The organism is Corynebacterium rouxii, from assembly GCF_902702935.1.
GTDB classification, from domain to species: Bacteria; Actinomycetota; Actinomycetes; order Mycobacteriales; family Mycobacteriaceae; genus Corynebacterium; species Corynebacterium rouxii.
On record NZ_LR738855.1, the window covers coordinates 1445871 to 1471649 of the forward strand.

A 25779-nucleotide genomic window follows, 5' to 3' on the forward strand; every position below is an offset into this window, starting at 1 on the left:
CTAGATTCTATGAACCTTACCCAGATGCTGCCTGATCTCGACGATGTCCCAGAATCGCTTCTCGACGAAGCCATCTTCGATTCGTTTCTGAGTTGGACTAGAAGTAAAGGTTTAGCGCTCTATCCCGCCCAAGAAGAGGCAGCATTAGGGATCTTAGCTGACGATAACGTCATTTTGGCCACACCTACTGGCTCTGGAAAGTCAATGGTTGCCATCGCTGCTCATTTTATTGCCATGGCTCGCGGGCAGCGAAGCTTTTACACTGCTCCCATCAAAGCCTTGGTTAACGAGAAATTCTTTGCCCTCTGCGATATTTTTGGCCCCGAGTCAGTCGGCATGATGACAGGTGATGCGACTGTTAATGGATCCGCCCCTATCATCTGTGCTACAGCAGAAATCGTGGCAAATATCGCGTTAAGAGATGGAACCGACGCTGATATCGATCAAGTAGTTATGGATGAGTTCCATTATTATTCTGAGCCAGGCCGTGGTTGGGCATGGCAAGTTCCGTTACTTGAACTGCCGCGGGCACAATTCCTCCTTATGTCCGCAACATTGGGTGATACCACCTTTATTCAAAAAGACTTGAGTGACAGAACGGGCAGAACCACCAGCCTAGTCGCTGGAGCAACACGTCCAGTACCGTTGCAGTTCTCATATGTATACACCCCTGTGCACGAAACCATTCAAGATTTGTTGGATACCAACAATGCACCAATCTACGTTGTACATTTCACTCAACGAGAAGCGATTGAGCGCGCACAATCTCTCACGAGTATGACAGTCATCGATTCCGAAACAAAAGAAAAGATTGCTACCGAAATCGGGAATTTTAAATTCACCACTACTTTTGGACACACTTTATCGAAACTCCTGCGCAAAGGGATTGGAGTCCATCATGCTGGAATGCTTCCCAAGTACCGCCGATTAGTAGAAAAATTATCGCAAACCGGACTGCTCAAAATCATTTGTGGTACAGACACCCTCGGAGTAGGTATCAACGTCCCTATTCGTACGGTTTTATTCACGGGATTAGCAAAGTTTGACGGTAGCAAACAACGAATATTGGCTTCCCGAGAATTCCACCAAATTGCAGGACGAGCTGGCCGCGCTGGTTACGATACCGTCGGAAATGTCGTTATTGAAGCGCCAGAACATGAAATTGAAAACTGGCGACTTCGGCAGCGGGCTGGAAGTGATCCTAAAAAACTGAAAAAATTGCGGAAAAAATCAGCCCGAGATGGCGAAGTCACTTGGGGCGAAAAAACCTACGAGCGCTTGTCTGAGGCAGAACCAGAAAATCTTCAAAGTCAATTCCGCATTTCCAACTCAATGTTGCTCAATGTAATTGCTCGTCCCGGCGACGCCTATATACACCTCAAGCATTTGCTACGAACGAATCATGACACTCGCGATAAGCAGAACAAAGACATTCTTACAGCTCTCGAGCTTTTCCGTGGACTAGTAGCAGCGGGAATCGTCGAAAAGCTAGACTTCCCTGATTCGAATGGCCGCAGATACGTAATCACGGAAGATCTCCGTCGTGATTTTGCTCTTAACCAGCCACTTGCGCCTTTTGCACTCGCCGCACTTGAAATTTTGGATAAAGAGTCGACTTCCTATGCCCTCGACGTGATTAGTGTCTTTGAATCGATTTTGGAGGATCCTCGTGTCGTTCTCATTGCTCAGCAAAAACAGGCTCGTGGTGAAGAGATAGCAGCTCTTAAAGCTGAAGGCGTGGAATATACCGAGCGAATGAACATCGTTGAGGAAATATCCTGGCCGAAACCATTGGAAGAAATCCTCGAACCAGCATTTGATACGTACTGTGATGGTCATCCTTGGGCCAAGGAATTCACGCTGAGTCCGAAGTCCATAGTGCGCGATATGATCGAACATGGAATGACCTTTAGTGATCTCATCGCAACGTACGGACTATCACGATCCGAAGGCGTAGTGCTCCACTATTTGACGGACGCATGGAAAACCTTGTCGCATTCCGTACCCACAGAATATGTTTCAGATGAGCTCGAAGAGATTATCGAATGGCTTGGGGAGCTTGTCCGACAGGTAGATTCCTCATTGATAGATGAATGGGCAAATATGGCTGATCCTGATGCCCCGATTTCTCAAGATACAGTCGACCAACAACGAGCTTTTGGCGTTGAGGATCCTAATGCGATTACGGCAAATTCGCGCGCTTTTGCCGTAATGGTGAGAAATCTAATGTTTAGAATGGTGCAGCTGTTTGCAGCCGAAGAAGAAGAAAAACTTGAAGCACTGACAGAATATCTTGATGAACAGCCAGATTTTTCAAAAGCACTAGACGATTACTTTGACGAATATTCGGATCTAGATGTTGGTCCTGATGCACGTGGACGTGAGTATTTCTTGCTAAAGAAAGACAGTCGTATTTGGTCTGTGCGCCAAATCATCAAAGATCCAAACGATGACCACGCGTTCTCATTTGCCGCAACTGTAGATCTCGACGCTTCCGATGCGGCCAACGAGGTCCGTTTCACGAAATTCTCCATCGACAGCTGAAAGACAAAGGCGTACGTGTGCTCAGTTGCTACTAACGCAGCGACTGAGCACACGTACGCCTTTAACTAGGGCTGATTATCGCGAAGCTTCAATCTCGATTGCTTGGGCAACACCTTGTAATGTCGCAGCAATCTTGACAGCTTCAAAGATCTGTTCCTTAGTTAGTCCTTCGGAACGGACAGTCTTTTCGTGAGCAATGGTGCAGTGTTCACAGCCATTAACCGTAGAAACTGCTAGTGACCACAGCTCGAAATCAACTTTATCCACACCTGGCTTTGCGATGATGTTCATGCGAAGGCCCATTTTTACCTGAGTGTAGTCATCGCCGAGCCATCCCTTTGCACGATAAGCCACATTGTTCATGGCCATAATCGACGCTGCGCCAAGGGCAGCGTTAATAGCTTCTTCGCTCAAATGCTCGGATGCTTCTTCTGAAATTTCAGAAAAGACAGCCTCGTTACGGGTAGCAGCCGCTACCGCAAGGAATGTGCCCCACAATTGCTGCTCAGTAAGTTCCGTAGAACGCGCCAAGCTACCAAGGTTGAGTTTCAGATCTTTTGCATATTCTGGAAGTCCAGATTTGAGGTTATCCAACGACATATTTAGTTAAGGCCCTTCTCGAGCTCAGCGAACTTATCAATGTTCTTGGTTGGGTCGTTCTTCTGCCAGTTGCAGGCACAAACTTCTTCAGATTGAAGTGCGTCGAGAACGCGAAGAACCTCATCTACGTTACGGCCAACCGCGTCTGGAGTAACAGATACGAACTGAATGATGCCGTCAGGATCGATAATGAAGGTTGCACGATCTGCAACGCCTTCTTCGTTTTCAACGCCAAGAGCCTTGATCAGATCATGTTTGATGTCGGAGAACAACGGGAATGGAACGGTCTTGAGCTCTGGGTGGGTAGCACGCCAGTTAAAGTGTGAGAACTCGTTGTCAATGGAGCCGCCCAAGATCTGAGTGTCGCGGTCCTGGAACTCTTCGTCGAGCTTGCCGAAAGCTGCAATCTCAGTTGGACACACGAAGGTGAAATCCTTTGGATAGAAGAAGACAACCTTCCACTTACCTTCGTACTTGTCCAAAGAAACAGTTTCGAAGTAGTCCTCTGGCTGAGATGCGTTAACGTCGTGCAGGTCACCGCCCTTGAGCGCCGTCAAGTTAAACTCTGGGAACTTTTCGCCAACAGTCAAGATAGACACAATTTCCTCCAAATAGGATCGAACGGTTATAGGCGTTTGCTTGCCGTTTCCTCCGCCGCAGTAAATATGCTGAGGAGAGAACCAGCTCTTTCATTGGACCGCTACCTCAGTTATAACTCTTATCGGAATATGGGACTAAGGTTTTGGCTCCTGTCATTGTTTATACCTATACAGCGAACACCTGTCAATATGACTTTCTTTTAAAAGTGTCTATAATAAATAGGCATGAGCAATAAAGAATATCGGCCAACCCTTGCACAGCTGCGCACGTTCGCTACCATTGCGGAAAACAAGCATTTTGGTACCGCAGCTGCCAAGCTTTCGATTTCCCAACCATCGCTTTCGCAAGCGTTAGCAGCTCTTGAAAACGGCCTTGGTGTTCAGCTCATTGAACGCTCCACACGGCGAGTCATTGTTACTCCCGCTGGAGAAATGCTCTTACCATACGCAAAGGCCACACTTGATGCGGCTGATGCTTTCCTTGCCCATGCACATGGTGCTTCCGGCACGCTTTCTGGCCCCATGAGTCTTGGTATCATTCCGACCATTGCCCCATATATTCTCCCGAATTTGCTCGATGCTGTGCGTGACGAGTTTCCCGAGTTAGAGCTTCGAATCGTAGAAGAGCAAACAAAGCACCTCATAGCACTTCTTCGCGACGGACATATCGATTGTGCAATATTGGCGCTTCCGACTGAACAAATCGGTTTTACAGAAATGCCACTTTATGTCGAAGATTTCCGCATGGTGACAACAGAAGATCACCCATTGGCGCATCGCAATGACTTAACTCTTTCTCACCTCAAAGAGCTTGATCTTTTGCTTCTCGACGACGGACACTGCCTTCGCGACCAGATCGTGGATCTATGCCGACATGTTGACGTAAATCCCACACACAACAAGGCAGCAGAAACCCGCGCGGCCAGCTTGACTACTGTTATGCAATTGGTCAGTGCTGGAATGGGCGCTACCTTAGTGCCGGAAAGCTCAGTGTCCATAGAATGCTCTCGCCCAGGCTTGGCTACGGCTACTTTCGCTCCTGGAGTTAGTGCTTCGCGTCAAGTCGGAATGGTGTACCGAACATCATCGTCCAGGACTGAGGAGTTTCAAAAGCTAGGTTCTATAGTTGGCCAAGCGTTTCAAGACGTTATCGCGCAGAATTAACATATAAAAATGGTGGTGAGGATTTTACGATCCTCACCACCATTCTCTTATTTCCTATGCTTTCAACGGAACCGTTCCTTGAGCAATTTGCCTATACATATGAGCCTGAGCATTCATCATGGCGGGAACGATAATAATCGCGCCTATTCCAAGAGTGATTAGCAACCCGAATGTAGAAATCAAGAAGTTGAAAACGCTAAAGCCCACTGCTTGCCAATAGTTTTTAGAAACCTGTACAAAACCAAGACGTATTCCTTCTATCACCGAGGCACGTCCATCACATACGAAATACGGAGCGTAGGTAAAAAATGGTGAAATGAATGTGGCAACAACAAGAATCAACATGAGTGCCAATACAAATGGCACCCAGCTTCCCCCTGTTTGCAGGTTAAAAGCCGTGACGAAAAGGACCGCGAGGCTAATTCCCAGGGGAATAAGAAGCAATATGAATATTAAAAATTCCGTCGCTGTTGTCTTAAGCCAACGAGCTTTGGTGAAGACTTCACCAAAGGTGATAGGAAGACCATCAAGCTGCAATAGCACAAGGCGAATACCAAAAGCTGCGACCAATATGGATCCAAAATTAACCAAAAAATCTGTACCTCCTGTAGAGGGGTCAGGTACTGCGCTAGGATCCTCAAATCCTCCACTCGCTCCGAAAGACAGATACATTGCTGTTGCGGTCCCAGCTCCAACAACCGCAAGTATCAGGAAGGCACCTAGTATCCATAGCGGCTTTTTGAAGACAATTCGGAATCCGTATTCTATCGCTGCGAAGATATCTGGCTTGCCGGCGTGCTCTACAAACGGATCTTTAAGATCTTTATGGTACTTCTGCTCCCCCGCAGAACTTGCACCGCTGCCATAACCTGCATAGGAACCGGAATAACTACCTAGCGGCGAACTGGTGGGGTATCCATCAGCTGGGACGTTAAAACCACGATCTTCTGGATGGGAAGTAGAGGGGTAAGGTTCGTACTCATTTTCTTGAGGGTCAAAAGGATTCCGAGGGGTGGTCATGTCACTCCTATCGTGAGGCTCTAAAATTATTCAATACAGGCCCGACCTTACTGGAACCGTTTTTCGCACTCCAGTAACTAGCCCCAATTGTTGCATTACTGTTACTCCCTATTGAGCACTAAACTATGTGTTCATTATGGGCAAACGGAATCTAAAGCACTCTAACCGACGCGTAAAACCAACGACTCAAGATTCACCAGAAGTTAAAGAGTTAAAAGCATCATGTATGTCCCAATTATCAGATTTGGGGCCTGCCCTCCACCGGTCTTTTGAGCGCCGTATCACTAAAGCGCACAGCACGCGGGCTTTAGAAGCTATTGCGCAGGACCTCGCAACAGCGCTTAACTCAATTGAAAAACGACGCAGCAGTATCCCAGTTATCTCCTATCCGGACAATCTCCCAGTTAGTTCACAACGGGACGAAATCGCTGCCGCGATCCAAGAAAACCAAGTCGTCATCATCGCTGGCGAAACAGGTTCCGGTAAAACTACTCAGATTCCTAAAATATGTCTTGATTTGGGACGCGGAATTACTGGCTTAATTGGGCACACGCAGCCACGTCGATTAGCCGCACGAACGGTTGCCGAACGTATTGCAGACGAATTAGATCAGCCAATCGGTAAATCTATTGGTTACGCGATTCGCTTCGACGATCGTGTCTCCCCCAGTACGTCTATCAAGCTTATGACAGACGGTATTTTACTGGCAGAAATGCAACGTGATCGTTACCTCAATGCTTACGACACAATCATCATTGACGAGGCACACGAACGAAGTCTGAATATCGATTTCATCCTTGGATATCTCAAACAGTTACTTCCTAAGCGTCCAGATCTAAAAGTCATCATCACATCGGCAACCATTGATCCTGAACGATTCGCGCGCCATTTTTCGGACGAGAATGGTACACCAGCACCGATTATTGAAGTGTCCGGGCGAACCTACCCAGTGGAAGTACTTTATCGCCCCCTCCAGCTTGAAGATGGTACGTCGCTTATCGACGTCGACCCCATCGACGGCCTAATCAGCGCCATTAAGGAGCTTATGAGCTACGGCGACGGTGACATCCTCTGTTTCTTTGCCGGCGAATCAGATATTCGTGACGCCATGGACGCTATAAAAGAACAACGATGGCGAAACGTTGAAGTCACGCCGCTATTTGGTCGACTGTCTAACCAAGAACAACATAAAGTGTTTACGCCACATGCTGGGCGCCGAATTGTTCTTGCAACAAATATTGCTGAAACATCACTGACTGTCCCAGGTATTCACTTTGTTGTCGATCTAGGTACAGCACGCATATCTCGATATTCCAGTCGTACAAAAGTACAACGCCTACCCATCGAGCCGATTTCTCAGGCCAGCGCTCGTCAACGTTCCGGCCGCTGTGGACGTGTCGCCGATGGTATTGCGATTCGGTTGTACTCCGAAGAGGACTTTCTCTCACGCCCTGAATTCACCGATCCAGAAATTCTGAGAACAAATTTAGCCAACGTGATTCTGCAAATGGCCTCACTACGCTTGGGCCATATTGACGATTTCCCCTTCATCCAAGCACCCGATACCAAATCGATCCGTGACGGAATACTGTTGCTGCACGAACTCGGTGCATTAACCACAACGGATACGCGGACTGATCTTCCACGGTTAACAACAATCGGCACGACACTTGCCAGAATTCCACTCGATCCACGACTAGGCAGAATGCTCATCGAAGCAGAAAAACTAGGCTGTCTCGCCCATGTCATGGTGGTTGTAGCTGCGCTGTCAATTCAAGACGTGCGCGAGCGGCCTCTTGACTATCAGGCGCAAGCAGATCAACTCCACGCTCGATTCAAAGATTCTCAAAGCGACTTTTCCAGCTATCTCAAATTATGGACGTACATCAATCAGCGTCGCGATGAATTGTCAGGAAACGCATTTAAAAAGGCAATGCAACAAGAGTTTCTTCACTATATGCGGATTCGTGAATGGTTTGATCTCGTTCGCCAACTAAAATCCATTGGCGAACAGGTCGGCTGGAAATCGTTTGAATGGTCGGATGCAACCGACACCGATTGCATTCATCAAGCTCTCTTAGCGGGGCTTTTGTCCCATATCGGCATCAAAGAAGGCGATTCCCGAGAATTTGTAGGCGCCCGCAATACGCGTTTTATGGTCTTTCCTGGTTCAAGTCTTGCGAAGAAACCTCCACAATTTATTATGGCTGGAGAGCTCGTCGAAACGTCAAGGCTATGGGCGCGCGACGTCGCTGCAATAGATCCACGTTGGGTCGAACCTCTGGCACAAAACTTGCTCAAACACCAATATTCGGAGCCACATTGGTCTCTCAAACGTGGTGCAGCGATGGTTTACCAGCGTTCAACGCTCTATGGAGTGCCGATCGTTGTCGACCGACTGATCAATCTAGCTACCATCGATGCCGTTGGCGCACGCGAGATCTTCATCCGTGAAGCTTTAATTAATGGGCAATGGACTACCCATCACAGCTTTTTCAAAAACAATATGCAGAAACTAAAAGCTGCAAATACCTTGGAGGAAAAAGCAAGGCGACGCGATATCGTAGTAACCGAAGATACCCTGTATGAGTTTTACAATGATCGGCTCCCACAATCTGTCGTTTCTACCCGAGCGTTTGATCATTGGTGGAAGAAAACACGCACGCAGAAACCTGATTTACTCGATTTTGATCCTGACAAACTTATTTCTGATAGCGCTGAAGAAGTTAATGCAGAACGGTATCCAGATAGTTGGTACGACAACGGTGTAGAGCTAGAACTCCTTTATCGTTTTGAACCTGGCCATCCTGACGACGGAGTTACAGTCAACGTCCCAGTTCCATATCTTGCGTCACTTGAGGAAAGTGGTTTCGAATGGCTTGTTCCCGGTTTTATCCAAGAGCTGCTGACTGCTTCTTTAAAAACACTTCCCAAACATCTACGAAAAAAAATTGTTCCGGCTCCGAACTATGCGAATCTGATTCAGCCACGGATTTCGTTCCGAAAAGGACCGCTTACTCAGGCTATAGCGAATGCGCTCAAAGACGCCGGAATTACGGGGATCGAAGCAGAGGACTTTGATTTATCAGTGCTCCCAGATCATTTACGGATTACATTCGCAGCAATAGACAAACACGGAAAGGTAATCGATAAAGATAAGAATCTTGTGCGTCTTAAAACCCGTCAAAAAAATAAAATTCGTGCGTCTGCACTCAAAATAGGAAAAGCAGTGCACCAAAGCGCCGTCACAACTTGGACATCCTCAACCCTAGGAAAGATTCCTGAAGAAGTTTCCACAAAAGTAGACGGACAACTCATCAAGACGTATCCCGCCTTAGTAATAGGAAAACAAGGATTCTCAGTCGAGGCCAAACCTACACGTGCCGAAGCTGACGCGTCCATGCTGACGGCAACGTTAGCGATGCTAATGAAGGCATCAAATATTAACACCCAGAAAATGCTTAACGGGTTGCCTCTTCAACAACGTGTTGCAGTTGAGAACTATCCTCACGGTAGTAGTAACGGATTAGTACAAGATGTCAAAGCAGCGGTCATTCGTGACCTACTAATCGAACGTGGCGGGCCGGTACGTTCTCCAGAAGAATTTGATGTGCTTAAAAAGGAAATTACCCCCAAAGTGCCGGGGCTGACGCGTCAAGCCGTCGTGCAATTAGCCCCTGCTATCAATTGCTATCTCAAGACTAAAGACGAGGTTGCACACTGGGAAGGCGACGCCATCAACGACATCAGTCGGCAATTAGATTTCCTGCTCCCCCCGTTTGCAGTATCGCATCATGGAATTCGTCATCTCACGCGACTACCGCGGCTTTGCGAAGCTATAACCATTCGATTGGATTCAATGAGCCGAGATTCTTATAAGGATGCGGAACTACAGCAGGTTATTAATAGACTTGAAAATGCCCTCTATGCGAAGGCCAATCGTGGTGGAATTCCAAAATCGAAAATCAACGATATTGCGTGGAAAATTCAAGAGTTACGGGTTAGTCTTTTTGCTCAGAGACTAGGTACTGCAGAAAAAGTATCGGAACGAAAGATCCATAAGCTCATTGAAGCTCTTTAATAAGCAGTGGTTCCTACTCTTGTAGAGCAGAAAGTAGGAACCACTGCTTATTTTCTTGAGGCTAATTCGATCTATCCCGTCGTCGCATCAACCGAATCTCAGATTCGAAATCATCAGCGCTTTCAAACGATTTATATACTGATGCAAACCGCAGATAAGCTACTTCATCTAGTTCCCGCAGTGGCTCCAAAATGGCAAGACCTATCTCGTTAGCATGAATCTGTGAGCTGCCATGCAAACGAACTCGCTCTTCTACTTGCTGCGCAAGCCGTTTCAATGCATCATCACTTACATCTCGGCCTTGGCATGCACGACGGACGCCTACGATAACCTTTTCCCTACTAAAAGGCTCAGTAAGCCCATTGCGTTTGACCACTAAGAGTTGCGCTTTTTCAACTGTAGTAAACCGGTTCTTACACTGTGTACATTCGCGACGTCTTCTAATCGCTGAACCTGAATCAATCACACGAGAGTCGATCACACGAGACTGATCATTATGACAAAAAGGACAGTACACGACACAACCCCGCTCATTCTTGGTTACTAAAACAGACTCTCACATCTTATAGCGTGCCCCGAAATAGCGCGGAAATCTAATACAGCGCAGTCTTTCATTACTTTGTTACCGCGCTTGAGCCCACACTAGCCATTTCCTCAGGATGCATCATCCCATCTACCGTAATAAAAGAAGTAGCAACAATTAGACCTAACAATGCACCGATTAGGGCATTACGAACCTTATGCCCAAAGCTCTGCGATGCTTCCTCATTCAAATGAGGTTTGCTTTCTTGCCCTTCCCCATAAGGACCTACATAACTTAAAGTTCGAACACTTTGTTCACTTACAGTTGAAGTAAACTCTGAAATATCCCACATTTCCGAAGCAGGACCAACCTCAACACGACGTGCATCATGTGATTTCGACGCTGGTAAAACATAAGAAATAGACATACTTCCCTCACATCTTTCAATTTGAACAAACGCCAACGGTACAAGTAATCCACTACATCAGAAACACCCTATCGACAACATGTTCGATTTTACTACGTGCTCAATGATACTCGTTCGAACAAACTTGTCAACATCTTAAGAATATTTCGAACAAATGTGTAGGATTTTTTCGAAATGCGGTAATGTTTTCAGTAGCCCAATGAAACGTGGTAGGCGATTATCACCTCTACGTTGCCCGATCATCCCCCCTGATCATTATGGCAGCCCTTTCGAACACTGCTGATACGTTATTCGCAAATAAATCACAACAAATCACGATTACTTTGAGGAAATAAGTCTTATGCCAGCAAAGGATTCATCTTCTAACAAGAAGAACCAAATAGGAAAACTTTCCGAACGACAACGTCGAATTTTAGAAGTCATCACCGATGCAGTTTCTCTCCGTGGCTACCCCCCGAGCATTAGAGAAATTGGTGATGCTGCAGGCTTGCAATCTACGTCATCCGTCGCCTATCAACTTAAAGAGTTGGAAAAGAAGGGTTACCTTCGCAGAGACCCTAATAAGCCACGCGCAGTTGATGTTCGTGCGCTTCCCGACCCGATTCCTTCAAAGCCCGGCCGTAAACCAGGGCCTAAAAAGTCTACAGTTGCAATAAGTCCCGATCCGGCGGAAACTTCGCCCACCAGCTTTGTACCGATAGTTGGTTCCATTGCGGCGGGCAATCCAATTCTCGCCGAAGAGAACGTAGACGGTTACTTCCCCTTCCCCTCCGAAATCGTCGGAGACGGTGATCTTTTCATGCTCCAAGTAGAGGGTGAATCTATGCGCGATGCGGGGATCCTGCATCACGACTGGGTTATCGTCCGCTCCCAGCCCGTTGCAGAACAAGGGGAATTTGTCGCCGCACTTATTGAAGGTGAAGCAACGGTAAAAGAATTCCACTCAGATTCGTCTGGCGTATGGCTTTTACCCCACAACGACGCATTCGATCCCATTCCGGCTGAACACGCAGAAATCATGGGAAAAGTAGTTTCTATCCTCCGGAAACTCTAATTTGCCCCTTCGGTTAGAAACTCTAAACCCCCTGTATTTTTGTTCAAATACAGGGGGTTTACGCATTACACACCCCCAAAGGGGCCTAGAATCTGATTTTCCGTATAAGATCACACTTTTTTATTTTTCTTGAACCAAACGCTGTTTACGTTAGTTTTCACCTCTAATTCGTTTGTTTCATGTCCGGTTGTGGGAATTTTCTTTACTCTAGACCGCACATTTTTGGTTTTTGCATGAAAAGATAGAAGGAAGATAAATACAAAAACCAAAAGTCCTTAATCTCGGCTTTGCCCGATGTATTGATCCACGAAAGGTCAAACCAATGTATTCCGAGGAGCGCCGCAGGCAAATTGCCTCATTGACCGCAGTTGAAGGCCGCGTCAACGTTACAGAGCTAGCAGCACGCTTCGACGTGACAGCTGAGACTATCCGTAGGGATTTAGCAGTCCTAGATAGAGAAGGAGTGGTCCACCGCGTGCACGGCGGAGCTGTCGCAAACCAAACATTTCAAACTACCGAATTTAGCTTGGATACGCGTTCACGCTCTGCGTCTGGAGCTAAAAACTCAATCGCACACGCAGCCCTAAGCTATCTTCCTGAGGCTCAGGGGGGTCTGTTCCTTGATGCCGGAACGACCACCGCAGCATTGGCCGAGTTACTCGCAGCCCAACCTTTTGCAAAGCACTGGTCCATCGTTACCAATAGCTTGTCAATTGCCCTTACCTTGGCAAATTCCGGCCTTGATGAAATCCAACTCCTCGGAGGCAGTGTCAGGGCCATTACTCAAGCTGTCGTTGGTGATACTGCGCTTCGCACCCTAGCGCTGATGAGAGCCGATGTTGCCTTCATCGGCACAAACGCGTTGACAATCGATCACGGACTATCGACTGCAGATTCACAAGAGGCTGCTATTAAATCTGCAATGATTACTAATGCACATAAAGTTGTTGTTTTGTGCGATTCGACCAAAATGGGTACTGATTATTTGGTAAGTTTTGGATCTATTTCTGATATTGATGTCATCATCACTGATGCTAACGCCCCTGAGAGCTTTGTGAAAGCACTGCGCGACCGTGATGTGGAAGTCATTATCGCCTAGCTTGAATCTCTTAAATTTTCTGCTCTACTTAATGAAGGGGGCGGAAAGAACTGTTGTTCTTTCCGCCCCCTTCATTAGCATTGCTCGAGCTTAAGGCTGCAATACCTTACGCACAGCGGCTCGTGCATCGATTGCGCCTTCTGCATTGACAGCTGCCTCTGCAGCACGAACACATGTTTCAAAATCAACAGATGCTAATTGTGCACCCACACCAGCGATCGCTGTCGATGCAGCCGACAGCGAATTGACGCCTAAACCTGTAAGGACACATGCCAACAATGGGTCTGCTGCTGCCTCGCCACACACGCCCACAGCGGTGTTAAAACGTTTGCCCTCTTCACAAGTGTGCTTAATCAAACGCAACACTGCGGGCTGCCATGGATCTGTCAGATACGCAAGCTGAGGAGACATTCTGTCTGCTGCCATGGTGTACTGCGTGAGATCATTAGTACCAATAGAGACGAAATCTAGATATGGCATGAGCTTATCTGCCATTAGCGACGCTGCAGGGACCTCAATCATTGCACCAGCGGTTAGCCCTCGTTCTGCGCAAAGCCCTGCGAACCAGCGTGCTTCTCGCGCTGTGGCCACCATAGGCGCCATAACCCAAGTTGGGGAATTCTCATCTCGACCAAGCTCATGAGCGGCTTGTGCGATAGCGTCCAACTGGCGAGTCAACAATGACTCATTAGCACGGGCTACGCGAAGACCGCGAACACCCAGAGCAGGATTCATCTCGTCGGCCATAGAGGCAAAGGCAACTGGTTTGTCAGAACCTGCATCTAGCGAACGAACAACAACCTTGGAATCTGGAAATTGTTCCAAAACTTTTTTGTAGACAGCCGCTTGTTCATCAACGCTTGGTTCTTCTGTAGCGGTCAAGAAACACATTTCAGTACGGAACAAACCAATACCTTCAGCCTGACTCTCCGTTGCAGCGATCCGTGCAGCTTTTCCGTCTTGTACGTTCGCAAGTAGCTGCACTCGATGACCGTCCTTAGTTTCGGCTGGTCCTTTCCACTGCGCGATGCGCTCAGCTAGCATGCGCGATTCCAATTCAGCTGCACGAGCGGTTTCAGGGTCTGCATCGAGAGTTACGGTGCCCAATGCACCGTCGATAAGCACGTCTGCGCCCACTTCAATCTTGTGAATTTTCTCACCGGCTGCGACAATGCACGGAACATTGAGCTGGCGTGCAATAATCGCGGTGTGGCTGGTTGGACCACCCAATTCAGTTACAAGACCGACAAAATAGTCGGTATTCAAGGCTGCGGTATCTGCGGGGGAAAGATCATCGGCGAAAAGCACAACGTGCTCATGAACATCTGGAAGTCCAGGTTCAAGATCTCCTCGTAGCTCAGCAATCACACGATCGCGAATATCGCGAAGGTCTGTCGTACGCTCCGCCATTACTCCGCCAGCTGCCTCAAACATTGAAACAAACTTGGTGGTCGCAGCAACAACTGCATACTCAGCTGGGTGTCCGCCTTGAATGCCCTTCTTGACGGCCTTCTGCCAGCCGCGGTCTTTGACCATTCCTGCAGTAGCTTTTAGCACCTCCGACGCTGCCCCCTCGGCATGTTCGGAACGATCAAGAAGGCGTTGTGCCACAGCATCTGCCGCTGCAACGAAGTTATCTAACTGTTGAGCACGATCAGCTTCGTCAACAACCTCTCCTGCCTGGGGAAGCTGTGGCCGCGGGCTAATCCACACGGCTTTGGCATAACGGACACCGGAAACTACGCCAGTACCCTTAATAATTGTGTCTGTCATCACGTTATTCAACGTTCGCCACCTATCCTCACGGGAGTAGTCAATACCACTTCTACATCACCACAAAATCAACATTTCCGCAACCAAACCAACAAGCAAATGTTGACATGCAGAAAGAAGTGGGCATAAATTTGGTGTAAGTTCAAATATTTTGTTTGCATGGCGCATTCAAGGCGCTACGCCATGAAACGAAAGACTTTTACCGTTACATAACTGCAATATGCCCTCAAAAATTCTATTGGGGGTAAGAAGAACTCTTGGTTCAATGAAGGAGTGAAGGTGGCTACCGTAGAAGAAGTAAATCTGCGCCAAACAACCATCGTTTCGCTCACCAATGAAACAGGACGATCAAGTGTAACGCAGCTAGCTCAGCAATTTGATGTTACACCTGAAACCATCAGGCGCGACCTGAAAAGTCTAGAGCAACAGGGACTCCTTCGACGTGTTCACGGAGGAGCTGTTTCCGGTAGCCCCAAGCTTAACGTCGATGTGCTCGCTGTAGACGATGACGATGATCTGCCAATTCATCAATCGCAGCGACGCAAGCAAAGCATCGCATTAACTGCTCTATCACTTATTCCTGGCCCTGAAGCATCAATCTTTATAGATGCCGGTTCAACTACAGAAACTTTTGCCAACGTTTTAGCCCGTACATACTTAGGACAAAATTGGCTCGTCGTTACCACTTCGCCGAACGTCGCAAGAACGTTAAGTAGTGCCGGTGTTCCCGATGTAATCATGGTCGGCGGTTTTGTAAAGGCACGCACCCAGGCAATTGTTGGTCCCCACGCCATAGAAACGTTGCACTCTATGCGAGCAGATATCGCCTTTTTAGGCACTAACGGGATTGACCCGCACAAAGGTTTTACAACTTCAGATGAGCGTGAGGCCAAGGTAAAGCACGAGATGATCGCCCATGCACAAACGTCTGTCATTCTCTGCGATTCCGGAAAAATCGGACATAGTTCGGCAGTCAGTTTTGCACAGCTCGCAGAGGTCGACTTTGTTGTTACTGATCGCAATTCTCCTCCTCAGCTTTCCCGCCAGCTCGGCGAACCGAATTTACAAGTGGTGATCCCGTGATTCTGACGTTTACCCCAAATCCCAGCATCGATAAGACCCTCCAGCTGGATTCCGTACTTACTCGAGGCGAAGTACAACGTTTGTCAGGTGTACAAACTGTTGCAGGAGGAAAGGGGATAAACGTTGCTGTCGCTTTAACAAAGGCACAGGCGGACACCGTAGCTCTTTACCCAGCCCATCCGGATGATCCTTTTAATAGACTGATACGTGAGTCGCAAATCCCAGCACAAAGAGTGACAATTCGCGGTGAAGTGCGAATAAACACGACAGTAACTGAGCCTGACGGCACAACCACAAAGCTCAATATTCAAGGCCCGCAAATCTACGAAGACGAGTTGCAAGCCTTAGAGAAAAATCTCCTAGAACGCGCGGCAGGTTGCTCTTGGGCAGTTCTCGCGGGTTCATTACCTCCAGGAGTCCCTACTGACTGGTATGTACATGTGACAAAATTGCTCAATTCTCGCCACCCCTCACTACGAATCGCAATTGATACTTCCGATGTGCCACTACAAAAAGTTGGTGAATCGTTTGGCCACTGCGCATTGTCACTAATAAAACCTAATGGCATGGAACTTGGTCAACTCGTCGGAGTTGATGGATATGCTTTAGAAAAAGAAGCAGCACAAGGAAACTTCGAGCCCGTTGTCTGTGCAGCTCGAAAAGCGATCCTCCAAGGGGTCGAAAAGGTGCTCGTAACCCTGGGAGCCGCTGGCGCTGTATTAGTCACAAAAGATAATGCATGGAAAGCTGCACCCCCACCTATTACTGTGCTTTCTACAGTGGGAGCTGGTGACGCCTCCTTGGCGGGTTTTATTCTTGCTTCTGAAGAAGGGCTGCCTCCGGAAAAATGCCTAACTCAGGCTGTCGCTTACGGCGCAGCCGCTGCTAGTTTTGCAGGGACTCACATGCCATACCCTCACCAAATTGACGTCGATCACACATCTGTCACACCCCTCCCCTAACTCATCCCCGCTTTCCACCCAGTGTCAACTTCTATTGTTACACTCATGTGTCTTTAGATTTCCTATTGGTAACAAACTAAACCTACGCATTCAAGGACATGTACAGACCCCATGCCTTCTAGGGCTCATCGACAGTTCTCTTATCGCCATCCAACCCGCTTGGAGCGGCGATAAGATATCAATCATCACGGAGCTTTGTCATGTGATGAAAACTGCTGGAGTTACGGACAACGTCGACACGCTGATTACTGATACCCTCGCACGCGAAGAATCTGGCAGCACCGCACTCCCCCAAGGCGTTGCGATTCCACATTGCAGGACGTCAGCCGTAACGCATCCAGTGATAGCTTTGCATCGCTAGGGGAACAAGTGCTTTTCGACGACCCCCAAAACCCTGTGGATTTAGTCTTTCTCATTGCGGTTCCGCCCAGTGCGAAAAGTGCTCACCTTAAAATTCTTTCAACCCTGGCACGAGCGCTGATCAATGAATCATTCACAGCATCCTTGCGTACTGCGACTACTCCTGCACAGATAGAAAAATTATTTCTGCATCACTAGATTCACAAACCGCGAATGGCCAGAATAATGCACCGAGTTCTCCCATAATGATCGCGGCAATAACCACATGTCCTACTGGGATCGCCCATACCTATATGGCAGCGGATTCGCTTGCTTCAGCTGATGTAGTTATCTTTGCGACCGATATTGGAGTTCGCGACCGGGAACGATTCAAAGGAAAACGAATCCTTAAATGCAGCCCACGACAGGCTATCCGCGACCCAAACGATACCCTTAGTGCCGCACTTGCACTCATAAATACTCCAGTGAATACGGCAGCGCAGCCACAGACAACTCATCGTGTTTCGGACACAGCCTACGATTTAGAAAGAAAAATGCGCCACGCTGCAATGACCGGTGTTTCTTACATGGATCCGTTTGTGGCAGCCGGCGGATTTCTCTTGGCCCTTGGATTTCTCTTAGGCGGCTACGACATAGCTACCGGGTGGCAGGCAATAGCCGTCCAGCATTCGCGCACCGATCTGCCCAGCCACGATGTGATCATCGATACGGCTACAGGGTAATCCCATTATTTCCAACGTTCTGACCTTTTGCTCTATCTTGGCGCAGTGCCCTTTGCAATCGGTTCAATGTCGATGCAATTTATTGTGGCGGCACTTTCGGGATACATTGCGTTTGCTATCGCTGGACGCTCAGGAATTGCTCCAGGTTTTATTGGCGGTGCAGTGTCAGTCTTCGTTGGCGCAGGATTTTTGGTCGGGTTAGTCACAGACCTACTGTCTGGAACGCTTGCATGATGGTTTTCCACGAGACAGGTTCCAACACTTATCTCGTCGCTTATTCCCCGTAATAATAGTTTCACTCATTTCCAGTCTTTTCGTTGTTTTGATGATGCTCTTGGTTTTGGGCAAACCCCTTTCGCTATTGCTATTAGCCCTCCAAAACTGGCTAGCAGGACTATCTGGCTCTTCAGCCATCATTCTTGGTGCTGTGCTGGGACTTATGATGCGTTTTGATCTCGGCGGCCCAGTAAATAAAGCCGCATATTTATTTGCTACCGCAGGTCTTTCCACTAGTGAACTCGACAGGCTCGCATGCTCCGCATGGCGGAATTTTTGTGCTCTTTGCAATATCCCCAGCGTAGACATTCCTCTTAGCTTTACTCATTGAAGTGATCATTTCCGCTCTCATCGTAATTCTGCTGAAGCGGATTTGACCTGTTCCAATCTCCACGACTTCGTACAGTAAAGACAATACGGTGGCTTAAACGACGTGTTCTAAAAGACATCAATCGCTATTGCTTTTGTGCCCGTTTGATGGCGAAAAATAAACATTCAGAATAGAATCGGACACAGGTGCTCTCAAACTGGCACGGGGTGTCAGAGGTAACCGATGCCACTGCTATGCTGCAGTACAGCATCGTTGCTCGAGGTACGTAATAAAATCGCACTGTTCGCGTAACGTGAGCTTCGATATGATGCTGCGAACAGCTAAATGAAAGGACACCAATTCATGGCTTCCAAGACCGTTTCTGTCGGATCCTCCGTCGGCCTGCATGCACGCCCAGCGTCGATCATTGCAGAGGCAGCCGGTGAATTTGATGAGGATATCTTCCTCACCATCGAAGGCGAAGACGATGATGAGACCGATGCAGCCTCATCTCTCATGATCATGGCTTTGGGTGCAGAGAAGGGCGATAAGGTTACTGTCACCTCCGAAAACCCTGAGGCTGTTGAGAAGATCGCAGCATTGATCGAAAAGGATCTCGACGCCGTTTAAGCAACGCCGCCACCATTATCAAGAGGAGAACTTTTGTTCTCCTCTTTTTATTTATCCACGCCCCTTTGGCTCCAGTCTAGATAGAAAACATTGACTGTTGTTGACATGTCATATATGATTGTGGATGTTAGATCACGAATACCCATTCAAAAGGAAAAATATCATGCAATTCGGCATTTTCACCATCGGTGACGTTACGACAGATCCCACCACCGGAGTTACTCCCAGCGAACACGATCGCATCAACGCAATGACACAAATTGCATTAAAGGCTGAAGAAGTAGGCCTTGATGTATTTGCAACTGGCGAACACCACAATCCGCCATTTGTACCGTCCTCCCCTACGACGCATTTGGCTTATATTGCAGCACAAACCAAGAATATTCAGCTATCAACATCTACCACGCTGATCACCACCAATGATCCTGTAAAAATCGCAGAAGACTATGCCTTTTTACAGCACCTTTCTGGTGGACGCGTAGACCTAATGATGGGGAGCGGAAACACCGGCCCCGTTTACCCATGGTTTGGCAAAGATATCCGAAAAGGCATCCCACTAGCTGTCGAGAACTACCATCTACTCCGTAAGCTATGGCGTGAACCTGTGGTGAATTGGAAGGGCGAATTCCGCACTCCACTACAGAACTACACATCTACTCCAGCACCGCTGGACAACGTTCCCCCATTCGTATGGCATGGATCAATTCGATCTGTGCAGATCGCCGAACAAGCAGCGTTTTATGGCGATGGATTCTTCCATAACAATATTTTCTGGAATAAAGAGCACACTGCTCAAATGGTCAATATTTACCGCCAACGATTTGAAAAATACGGACACGGTCGCGCAGATCAAGCCATCGTTGGACTCGGTGGCCAAGTATTTATCGGTGAGACTGAGGCAGAAGCAAAGAAATTCTTCCGCCCTTACTTTGACAATGCACCAGTTTATGGGCACGGTCCAAGCCTTGAAGAGTTCACAGAACTTACACCTTTGACAGTTGGCACTGTTGAACAAGTCATCGAACGTACTATGCAGTTCGCTGATTGGGTTGGTGACTATCAGCGTCAGCTCTTCCTTATCGACCACGCTGGGTTACCCCTTGAAGTTGTTCTTAGCCAAATCGAAATCTTAGGCACCCAAGTTGTTCCCGAGCTTCGTCGTCGCATGGAAGAACGTCGGCCTGACCATGTTCCATCTGATCCTCCAAGTCACTCGTTCCTCAAAGCCAATCCGGAGCACCCGCACTTTTTAGTCGAACCAGGTAAAGCATCCGCAAAATAGGTGTACGGACCATCAGGCTTCCTTGGATAAACGTGAAAGGAGAAGGTAAAAATACATTATGCGTACACTGACAGTCATTTCCGCAGGTCTTAGCACTCCTTCATCAACCCGCCAGATCGCAGACTCAATATCTGAAGCTGTAACCGCAGCGGTTTCTGCCCGCGGCGAAGCCCTCAGTGTTTCGACTATCGAGCTAAGTGAACTTATCCCAGATCTCATGACAGCTATGACGACTGGGGTACACACGACCAAATTAGAAGAGATTACGTCAGCTCTTTCGGCTTCAGATGGACTCGTTGTAGCGACGCCTGTCTTTAAAGCTAGCTACACCGGTTTATTCAAAATGTTCTTCGACGTACTTGATACCGATGCGTTGACCGGTATGCCCACGGTCATCGCTGCTACAGCTGGTACTGCGCGACATTCTTTGGTCCTCGATTATGCGCTACGTCCATTGTTGTCTTATATGCGGGCGGTGGTAGTCCCCACTGGAGTTTTTGCAGCTACCGAAGATTTCGGAGGCCCAGAAGGAGCGGAATTCAATAAGCGAATCGCTCGTGCTGCAGGAGAACTTGCAAGCCTCATTGTCGAGGAATCCGGCAACGTTGGTGGACTAGGTGGCGTCACTGCCGAAGGACAAAACGTTCGTAAACGTCATTCCGGTTCCGACCCTTTGGACGAATTGACAAATTTTGAAGATATGCTCAAGGGACATAGCGGTTAAATACGTTACCTACATAAAAACGATTGCGCCCGAAAACCTGCAGGTTTTCGGGCGCAATCGTTTTTATTAGAAACGTGCGTTGTTTCCTTCGCCTACACGAAGGTACAACCACTTGAATACAGGATAGAAGACGATAATACCCATTGAGCCCCAAGCGATTCCTTGAAGCTCGATTCCACCAATCATTAAGGTGAGATTACCGATACCGGCGATAAGCGCCACAGCTGCTGCTGTGAGATTAACTGGGTTATTGAAGTTAACCTTGTTGTCTTGCCAGATACGAACGCCAAGCATGCCGATCAATCCATAAAGAACTAATGCAGCACCACCAAGAACACCAGTTGGAATAGTAAAAATTAGGGCTCCAAATTTTGGAATGAAGGCAAGCACCACAGCTGTAAGTGCTGCTACCCAGTATGCCGCTGTGGAATAGACTTTGGTAGCCGCCATGACACCGATATTTTCGGCATATGTCGTTGTTCCTGAGCCACCGAATGCACCTGCAAAAGTTGTTCCGATACCGTCCGCAATTAGGGCATCGCCAGCCAAATCATCGAGGTTACGCCCAGTCATTTCGCCCACGGCTTTAACATGTCCGACGTTTTCAGCAATCAAAACAATAACCACTGGCAGCGTTACTAAAATAGCGTGTGTTGTGAATTCTGGCGTATGAAATTGTGGGAAACCAATCCAAGCCGCCTCCCGAATACTATCGCTCGCACCTTCAGCAAGATTGCCGGTTATAGCTGCAAAAACCCAACCAATGATCACACCAATAAGAATTCCTAGGCGAGCAACCATGCCACGCCCGGCAACCGTAAACAGCAAAATGCTCGCTAATGTTACACCCGCAACTAATGGCTGAGTTTGAAAGTTTCCAGCTGCACTTGGAGCTAAGTTGAGACCAATCAAAGCAACGATGGCACCGGTCACTGCGGGAGGCATGACCAAATCAATTACTTTCCTGCCTGCGGCTTTAACAATAAATCCCACAAGAATTAAGGCCAGGCCAGTAGCAACAACGCCACCGAGTTGTACACCAATCCCCTCTCCTTGAGAAGCCATCAAAGGCGCAATAAATCCAAAGGAACTTCCCAAGTACGAAGGAAGGCGATTCCTCGTAATAAGAAGAAACACCATCGTGCTAATTCCGGAGAATAGCAAGGTGGTGTTTACAGGAAATCCAGTGAGGGTTGGAACCAACAATGTAGCGCCAAACATAGCGATCACATGTTGCATTCCAATGCCTATGGTTCGGCTCCAACTGAGCCTTTCTTCAGGCGCAACAACTGCGCCCGATGCGATGGTCTTGCCATCTCCGTGTAGGGTCCAACCCCAAGATGCTGTACTCACGAAACCTCATTATGGCTCCCAAACACGAAATAAAACAAATACAACGCCATGGGGCTACCCCATTGCGGATGGAGTCAGATGCTTAATCGACTCGTAGCTCACTAAGTTCCGCCGCGATAGCAGCCGGTAACCGAACGTCGATAAGCGTGCCTTCTGCTTCATATTCTTCACTGAGAACCGTGCCATTGCTGTGAAGACGTGACACGATATCTCCACGAGTGTAAGGAACGAGCAAGCGTACATGAGTATCGAGGGTATTAAGAAACTGTTCTACCCGCATTTCTAACTCGGGTATTCCTTCTGTAGTCTTCGCAGATACGAAGACTACATCATCAAGAGCGTGACGCAGTTCAGCCAAAACTAATGGGTCAGCTTGGTCAATTTTGTTGACCACAATAATCTCCGGCGGTGCATCTACTTTAAGCTCACGAACGATTTCCGATACCACCGTATTAACGGCTTCGATTTGTTTGAGAGGAAATGGATCAGACCCATCAACAACATGAAGGACCAGATCAGCATCAACGACTTCTTCCAAAGTGGATCTAAACGACTCCACTAATTGAGTCGGAAGGTGACGCACAAAGCCGACCGTATCGGTAAACACCACCGCGCGACCATCTGCAAGCTCCGCACGTCGTGTTGTTGGATCCAATGTTGCGAACAATGCATCTTCTACCAAAACACCAGCGCCGGTCATAGCGTTGATGAGTGAAGATTTTCCAGCATTCGTATACCCAGCAATGGCGATTTGAGGAATCGTTGACTGCTTTCGCTGCGACCGTTTAACCTCACGAGCCGTCTTCATACCCGCGATCTCTTTGCGCAGTTTAGCCATATCAGAACGTAAGCGTCGCCGATCGGCTTCGATTTTTGTCTCACCAGGGCCACGAAGACCAACGCCGCCATTGGAGCCGGCACGACCACCAGCCTGACGCGATAGCGCGCCACCCCAACCACGAACTCGAGTAATGAGGTACTCCATCTGAGCCAAGCTCACTTGGGCTTTGCCTTCTTTGGATTTCGCATGTTGAGCAAAAATGTCCAAGATCAGCATTGTGCGATCAATGACTTTGACATCGAGGGCTTTTTCCAACGCAATCATCTGACTCGGCGATAACTCACCGTCGCAAATAACCGTATCGACGCCTGTCGACGCCACTATTTCCTTGAGCTCAGACACCTTGCCGGAACCGATATAAGTACCCGGATCGGGCTTATCACGCTTTTGGTACAACACTTCGACCACGTCTGCACCAGCGGTCTCCGCCAGCGAAGCCAATTCATTCATATTTGCTTCGATCTCTGCAGTCGTGCCCTTAGTCCACACCCCGACTAGGATGACACGTTCCAATCGCAACTTACGATATTCCACGTCATAGCCGTCGTCCTGATCTGTCGCATGGATCTCTGAACCACGCGTCAACGACCTTAAACTCGATCGAGCTTCAAGATCTAATTCACCGACAGTCGGTGTGTGGTCAGCCACATTCATATGCTCTTCCGACACCGCTTTTGTCGCAATCAAGCCAGTAAAATCCTCGCCCTCATCCGCAGAGCGAGTCACAGGTTTATGATCGCTAAACGCACGCGCCAAAAGCTCATCATGTGAGCTATAGGTTTTGCCTCCTTGAACAGCAAGAATGTGAGACTGTGCGCTAGATTCCGAGTTTTTAAAAGTATTGTTTGTCATCGTTGTTACACATTCTTCCAGTTTCTTGATGGTGCGGCCACCTTTTACGGGGATTCTCGCTGACAGCGAACACTTTATTCACCCACCTACAAGAAGCCGTCTCGATGCCCGAGTTCTGGACGATAGAAGTTACAATCGTAGATTATGAGCAATGACCTCCTCAGCATCGGAATGACCTTCGATAAATGGCAAGATGCCGTCGAAGCAGCAATTGCCACGGACAATCTCACTGTTACAGGAGAAGTACGCGGTGGACAACTCATCCAATACACCGATGAGTCTGGTGCAAACATTAATATCTTGGCCGTCGAACCGTTTGCTACTTTCGCTGGATTCCAATCCACAACTATGACCTTTGCCCACGTCAGTATGATTAATGATGTTCTTGCGTTGTGTGACATCGTGGACTACAACGGAGAATCCATCACATCCATTACCTGTAATTTGGCCCAAGGTCCTCTTCTGGTCGACGAGCCTGAACAACGGTGGCAGCAGCTCGGCGTAACAGCATTAGCGTATAATGTCGCACTACATGCCACAGAGGCAGAGTATCTAACCGCCAATCCCAACGGACGCCTCGGAGAATTACTCAGTAATGGCGCTGCCATTGTTGCAGAAGGAAACGGCTCTAACACCCCAGACGCTTCCGCACATTTCGCTGCCCGAGTTTTGTCTGCGGAGTACCTCACAAACGCTCTTACCGGGGAACAATTCATTCATGTAACAGTGGATGGAAACTTCCCCTTTGACATTTGCTTACCCGCGAGCGTGCCGCTTCCCGAACGTGACATGATCCTAGAAGCAGACGCAGTGCTAGTAGGATCCGTCGTTATCCCACAAGGTGGAGGATGCGGCGGTGGTGGCGGCTGCGGCGGCTGCGGTTGCGGCCACTAAGGTTGCATTTAACGAATCACATGGATTTACCGCCAAAATCGTAATTGCCACAACTCGATGGAAGGAGCGAGACACTATGCCAGAATTTGCTGGACTGGAAAATTCCTCGCGGCTGCCTTGGTGGCCGTATCTAGTTATCGCTCTTTCTTGTTGTGTCTTAATTTGGCTGCTCAAAACGCCCGGTATCTTCTTGAGCATTATCCTTTTTATCGCGATCTATTACATGATCGATCATCGCCCCAACCGTGCAGAAATTGATTCTCTACGGTCATCAGTCATCTTATCCGTAGAAGATATCGAAGATATCGAGGAACAATATAATCGCTTTGCACACGGATCAGATGCTTCCAGTATTGCTGATCGCACACTAAAACGCCCCGAACTGCTCAATACTTTTAGTACCGTTCCTGAGATCGAAAGTTTCCACTATTTACTTTCGAATTCAGACCGCTTTATTCAACGTGTACGTCTTCATCTCAACAAGTCTCTGAATACCTCTCAGTTAGAAAAACTTCTCGACATCACCGATCAGAGAGCATCTCAACTTCAGCAGGCGTGGACCGACGCACGCCAAGCCGCGCGTCGGCACACTGAAAACTAGCTTTC

23 protein-coding genes and 1 pseudogene are annotated in these 25779 nt (G+C 48.1%); 16 read left to right on the forward strand and 8 right to left on the reverse strand.

Going from position 1 to position 25779, the window contains the following annotated elements; all coding sequences use genetic code 11:
* Nucleotides 1–9: 9 nt before the first annotated feature.
* The gene (locus tag CIP100161_RS07215; protein ID WP_155873163.1) at nt 10–2544 is read left to right on the forward strand and encodes a DEAD/DEAH box helicase; all 2535 of its coding nucleotides are present in this window, start codon (nt 10–12) and stop codon (nt 2542–2544) included.
* A gap of 75 nt (nt 2545–2619) precedes the next feature.
* Here CIP100161_RS07215 and CIP100161_RS07220 read toward each other — a convergent pair whose 3' ends face one another.
* Entirely contained in the window at nt 2620–3144 is a 525-nt protein-coding gene (locus CIP100161_RS07220) for a carboxymuconolactone decarboxylase family protein (protein WP_155873165.1), read from the reverse strand.
* Between the two features lie 2 nt (nt 3145–3146).
* Nucleotides 3147–3743: a peroxiredoxin gene (locus CIP100161_RS07225; RefSeq protein WP_003851816.1), complete on the reverse strand. Its 597-nt coding sequence runs from the start codon at nt 3741–3743 to the stop codon at nt 3147–3149.
* A gap of 225 nt (nt 3744–3968) precedes the next feature.
* Between CIP100161_RS07225 and CIP100161_RS07230 the strand changes: the two genes are divergently transcribed.
* Nucleotides 3969–4907 (forward strand): hydrogen peroxide-inducible genes activator, encoded by a 939-nt coding sequence (locus tag CIP100161_RS07230; protein WP_155873168.1) that lies wholly within the window; start codon nt 3969–3971, stop codon nt 4905–4907.
* A gap of 54 nt (nt 4908–4961) precedes the next feature.
* Here the strand turns inward: CIP100161_RS07230 and CIP100161_RS07235 are convergent, their stop codons facing one another.
* Complete coding sequence (locus CIP100161_RS07235; protein WP_155873170.1) at nt 4962–5927, reverse strand: hypothetical protein; 966 nt, start codon at nt 5925–5927, stop codon at nt 4962–4964.
* A 136-nt stretch (nt 5928–6063) separates the two neighbouring features.
* Here CIP100161_RS07235 and hrpA point away from each other — a divergent pair, with 136 nt between their 5' ends.
* A complete protein-coding gene (hrpA, locus tag CIP100161_RS07240) occupies nt 6064–10008 on the forward strand; it encodes an ATP-dependent RNA helicase HrpA (protein WP_155873172.1) in 3945 nt (1314 codons plus the stop codon).
* A 61-nt stretch (nt 10009–10069) separates the two neighbouring features.
* On the opposite strand, the gene nrdR is transcribed toward hrpA, so the two are convergent.
* Both nrdR and CIP100161_RS07250 read right to left on the reverse strand, forming a co-directional pair.
* Nucleotides 10070–10525: a transcriptional regulator NrdR gene (gene nrdR, locus CIP100161_RS07245; protein WP_003851822.1), complete on the reverse strand. Its 456-nt coding sequence runs from the start codon at nt 10523–10525 to the stop codon at nt 10070–10072.
* Nucleotides 10526–10622: 97 nt separating this feature from the next.
* The gene (locus CIP100161_RS07250) at nt 10623–10958 is read right to left on the reverse strand and encodes a cell wall hydrolase (RefSeq protein ID WP_155873174.1); all 336 of its coding nucleotides are present in this window, start codon (nt 10956–10958) and stop codon (nt 10623–10625) included.
* Between the two features lie 340 nt (nt 10959–11298).
* Between CIP100161_RS07250 and lexA the strand changes: the two genes are divergently transcribed.
* Together lexA and CIP100161_RS07260 are read left to right on the forward strand one after the other, a co-directional pair.
* Complete coding sequence (lexA, locus tag CIP100161_RS07255; protein ID WP_155873176.1) at nt 11299–12012, forward strand: transcriptional repressor LexA; 714 nt, start codon at nt 11299–11301, stop codon at nt 12010–12012.
* A 322-nt stretch (nt 12013–12334) separates the two neighbouring features.
* Entirely contained in the window at nt 12335–13111 is a 777-nt protein-coding gene (locus CIP100161_RS07260; protein WP_155873178.1) for a DeoR/GlpR family DNA-binding transcription regulator, read from the forward strand.
* A 90-nt stretch (nt 13112–13201) separates the two neighbouring features.
* Here the strand turns inward: CIP100161_RS07260 and ptsP are convergent, their stop codons facing one another.
* The gene (ptsP, locus tag CIP100161_RS07265) at nt 13202–14884 is read right to left on the reverse strand and encodes a phosphoenolpyruvate--protein phosphotransferase (RefSeq protein WP_155873180.1); all 1683 of its coding nucleotides are present in this window, start codon (nt 14882–14884) and stop codon (nt 13202–13204) included.
* 279 nt (nt 14885–15163) lie between these two features.
* Between ptsP and CIP100161_RS07270 the strand changes: the two genes are divergently transcribed.
* The 9 genes and pseudogenes from CIP100161_RS07270 (at nt 15164) to CIP100161_RS07315 (ending at nt 21233) form a co-directional block, all read left to right on the forward strand.
* On the forward strand, nt 15164–15967 hold the full coding sequence (locus tag CIP100161_RS07270; RefSeq protein WP_155873182.1) for a DeoR/GlpR family DNA-binding transcription regulator: 804 nt from the start codon (nt 15164–15166) through the stop codon (nt 15965–15967).
* Nucleotides 15964–16929, forward strand: coding sequence for a 1-phosphofructokinase (gene pfkB, locus CIP100161_RS07275; RefSeq protein ID WP_155873184.1), 966 nt, complete (start codon nt 15964–15966; stop codon nt 16927–16929). Before CIP100161_RS07270 ends, pfkB begins: the two co-directional genes overlap by 4 nt.
* 34 nt (nt 16930–16963) lie before the next feature.
* Nucleotides 16964–17487, forward strand: a pseudogene (locus tag CIP100161_RS12575) (PTS sugar transporter subunit IIA).
* Nucleotides 17488–17582: 95 nt separating this feature from the next.
* Nucleotides 17583–18011, forward strand: a complete 429-nt coding sequence (locus CIP100161_RS07290) for a PTS sugar transporter subunit IIB (RefSeq protein WP_155873189.1) — start codon at nt 17583–17585, stop codon at nt 18009–18011.
* A gap of 66 nt (nt 18012–18077) precedes the next feature.
* The gene (locus CIP100161_RS07295; protein ID WP_155873191.1) at nt 18078–18245 is read left to right on the forward strand and encodes a hypothetical protein; all 168 of its coding nucleotides are present in this window, start codon (nt 18078–18080) and stop codon (nt 18243–18245) included.
* Nucleotides 18246–18336: 91 nt separating this feature from the next.
* Nucleotides 18337–18618, forward strand: a complete 282-nt coding sequence (locus tag CIP100161_RS07300; RefSeq protein ID WP_155873193.1) for a hypothetical protein — start codon at nt 18337–18339, stop codon at nt 18616–18618.
* 342 nt (nt 18619–18960) lie between these two features.
* Nucleotides 18961–19227 (forward strand): HPr family phosphocarrier protein, encoded by a 267-nt coding sequence (locus CIP100161_RS07305; protein WP_003851840.1) that lies wholly within the window; start codon nt 18961–18963, stop codon nt 19225–19227.
* 163 nt (nt 19228–19390) lie between these two features.
* Nucleotides 19391–20509: a CE1758 family FMN-dependent luciferase-like monooxygenase gene (locus CIP100161_RS07310; protein WP_155873195.1), complete on the forward strand. Its 1119-nt coding sequence runs from the start codon at nt 19391–19393 to the stop codon at nt 20507–20509.
* A 58-nt stretch (nt 20510–20567) separates the two neighbouring features.
* Nucleotides 20568–21233, forward strand: coding sequence for an FMN reductase (locus CIP100161_RS07315; RefSeq protein WP_155873197.1), 666 nt, complete (start codon nt 20568–20570; stop codon nt 21231–21233).
* Nucleotides 21234–21299: 66 nt separating this feature from the next.
* Here the strand turns inward: CIP100161_RS07315 and CIP100161_RS07320 are convergent, their stop codons facing one another.
* Nucleotides 21300–22586 carry a uracil-xanthine permease family protein gene (locus tag CIP100161_RS07320; RefSeq protein WP_155873199.1) on the reverse strand — a complete coding sequence of 429 codons (1287 nt, stop codon included), beginning with the start codon at nt 22584–22586 and terminating at the stop codon, nt 21300–21302.
* Between the two features lie 82 nt (nt 22587–22668).
* Entirely contained in the window at nt 22669–24279 is a 1611-nt protein-coding gene (gene hflX / locus CIP100161_RS07325) for a GTPase HflX (RefSeq protein WP_155873201.1), read from the reverse strand.
* A 144-nt stretch (nt 24280–24423) separates the two neighbouring features.
* Between hflX and CIP100161_RS07330 the strand changes: the two genes are divergently transcribed.
* Together CIP100161_RS07330 and CIP100161_RS07335 are read left to right on the forward strand one after the other, a co-directional pair.
* Entirely contained in the window at nt 24424–25173 is a 750-nt protein-coding gene (locus tag CIP100161_RS07330) for a hypothetical protein (RefSeq protein WP_155873203.1), read from the forward strand.
* 76 nt (nt 25174–25249) lie between these two features.
* The gene (locus CIP100161_RS07335; protein WP_155874560.1) at nt 25250–25774 is read left to right on the forward strand and encodes a hypothetical protein; all 525 of its coding nucleotides are present in this window, start codon (nt 25250–25252) and stop codon (nt 25772–25774) included.
* Nucleotides 25775–25779 lie beyond the last annotated feature (5 nt).

What these genes read in the sequence shown, in the direction of transcription:
- CIP100161_RS07330 (WP_155873203.1), top strand. Translation starts at nt 24,424, where the DNA reads ATGAGCAATGACCTCCTCAGCATCGGAATGACCTTCGATAAATGGCAA.
- CIP100161_RS07305 (WP_003851840.1), top strand. Translation starts at nt 18,961, where the DNA reads ATGGCTTCCAAGACCGTTTCTGTCGGATCCTCCGTCGGCCTGCATGCA.
- CIP100161_RS07260 (WP_155873178.1), top strand. Translation starts at nt 12,335, where the DNA reads ATGTATTCCGAGGAGCGCCGCAGGCAAATTGCCTCATTGACCGCAGTT.
- CIP100161_RS07300 (WP_155873193.1), top strand. Translation starts at nt 18,337, where the DNA reads ATGATGCTCTTGGTTTTGGGCAAACCCCTTTCGCTATTGCTATTAGCC.
- CIP100161_RS07230 (WP_155873168.1), top strand. Translation starts at nt 3,969, where the DNA reads ATGAGCAATAAAGAATATCGGCCAACCCTTGCACAGCTGCGCACGTTC.
- hflX (WP_155873201.1), bottom strand. Translation starts at nt 24,279, where the DNA reads ATGACAAACAATACTTTTAAAAACTCGGAATCTAGCGCACAGTCTCAC.
- CIP100161_RS07295 (WP_155873191.1), top strand. Translation starts at nt 18,078, where the DNA reads ATGTCGATGCAATTTATTGTGGCGGCACTTTCGGGATACATTGCGTTT.
- lexA (WP_155873176.1), top strand. Translation starts at nt 11,299, where the DNA reads ATGCCAGCAAAGGATTCATCTTCTAACAAGAAGAACCAAATAGGAAAA.
- CIP100161_RS07290 (WP_155873189.1), top strand. Translation starts at nt 17,583, where the DNA reads ATGGCAGCGGATTCGCTTGCTTCAGCTGATGTAGTTATCTTTGCGACC.
- CIP100161_RS07315 (WP_155873197.1), top strand. Translation starts at nt 20,568, where the DNA reads ATGCGTACACTGACAGTCATTTCCGCAGGTCTTAGCACTCCTTCATCA.
- CIP100161_RS07215 (WP_155873163.1), top strand. Translation starts at nt 10, where the DNA reads ATGAACCTTACCCAGATGCTGCCTGATCTCGACGATGTCCCAGAATCG.
- CIP100161_RS07220 (WP_155873165.1), bottom strand. Translation starts at nt 3,144, where the DNA reads ATGTCGTTGGATAACCTCAAATCTGGACTTCCAGAATATGCAAAAGAT.
- CIP100161_RS07250 (WP_155873174.1), bottom strand. Translation starts at nt 10,958, where the DNA reads ATGTCTATTTCTTATGTTTTACCAGCGTCGAAATCACATGATGCACGT.
- CIP100161_RS07335 (WP_155874560.1), top strand. Translation starts at nt 25,250, where the DNA reads ATGCCAGAATTTGCTGGACTGGAAAATTCCTCGCGGCTGCCTTGGTGG.
- CIP100161_RS07235 (WP_155873170.1), bottom strand. Translation starts at nt 5,927, where the DNA reads ATGACCACCCCTCGGAATCCTTTTGACCCTCAAGAAAATGAGTACGAA.
- CIP100161_RS07310 (WP_155873195.1), top strand. Translation starts at nt 19,391, where the DNA reads ATGCAATTCGGCATTTTCACCATCGGTGACGTTACGACAGATCCCACC.
- hrpA (WP_155873172.1), top strand. Translation starts at nt 6,064, where the DNA reads ATGGGCAAACGGAATCTAAAGCACTCTAACCGACGCGTAAAACCAACG.
- ptsP (WP_155873180.1), bottom strand. Translation starts at nt 14,884, where the DNA reads ATGACAGACACAATTATTAAGGGTACTGGCGTAGTTTCCGGTGTCCGT.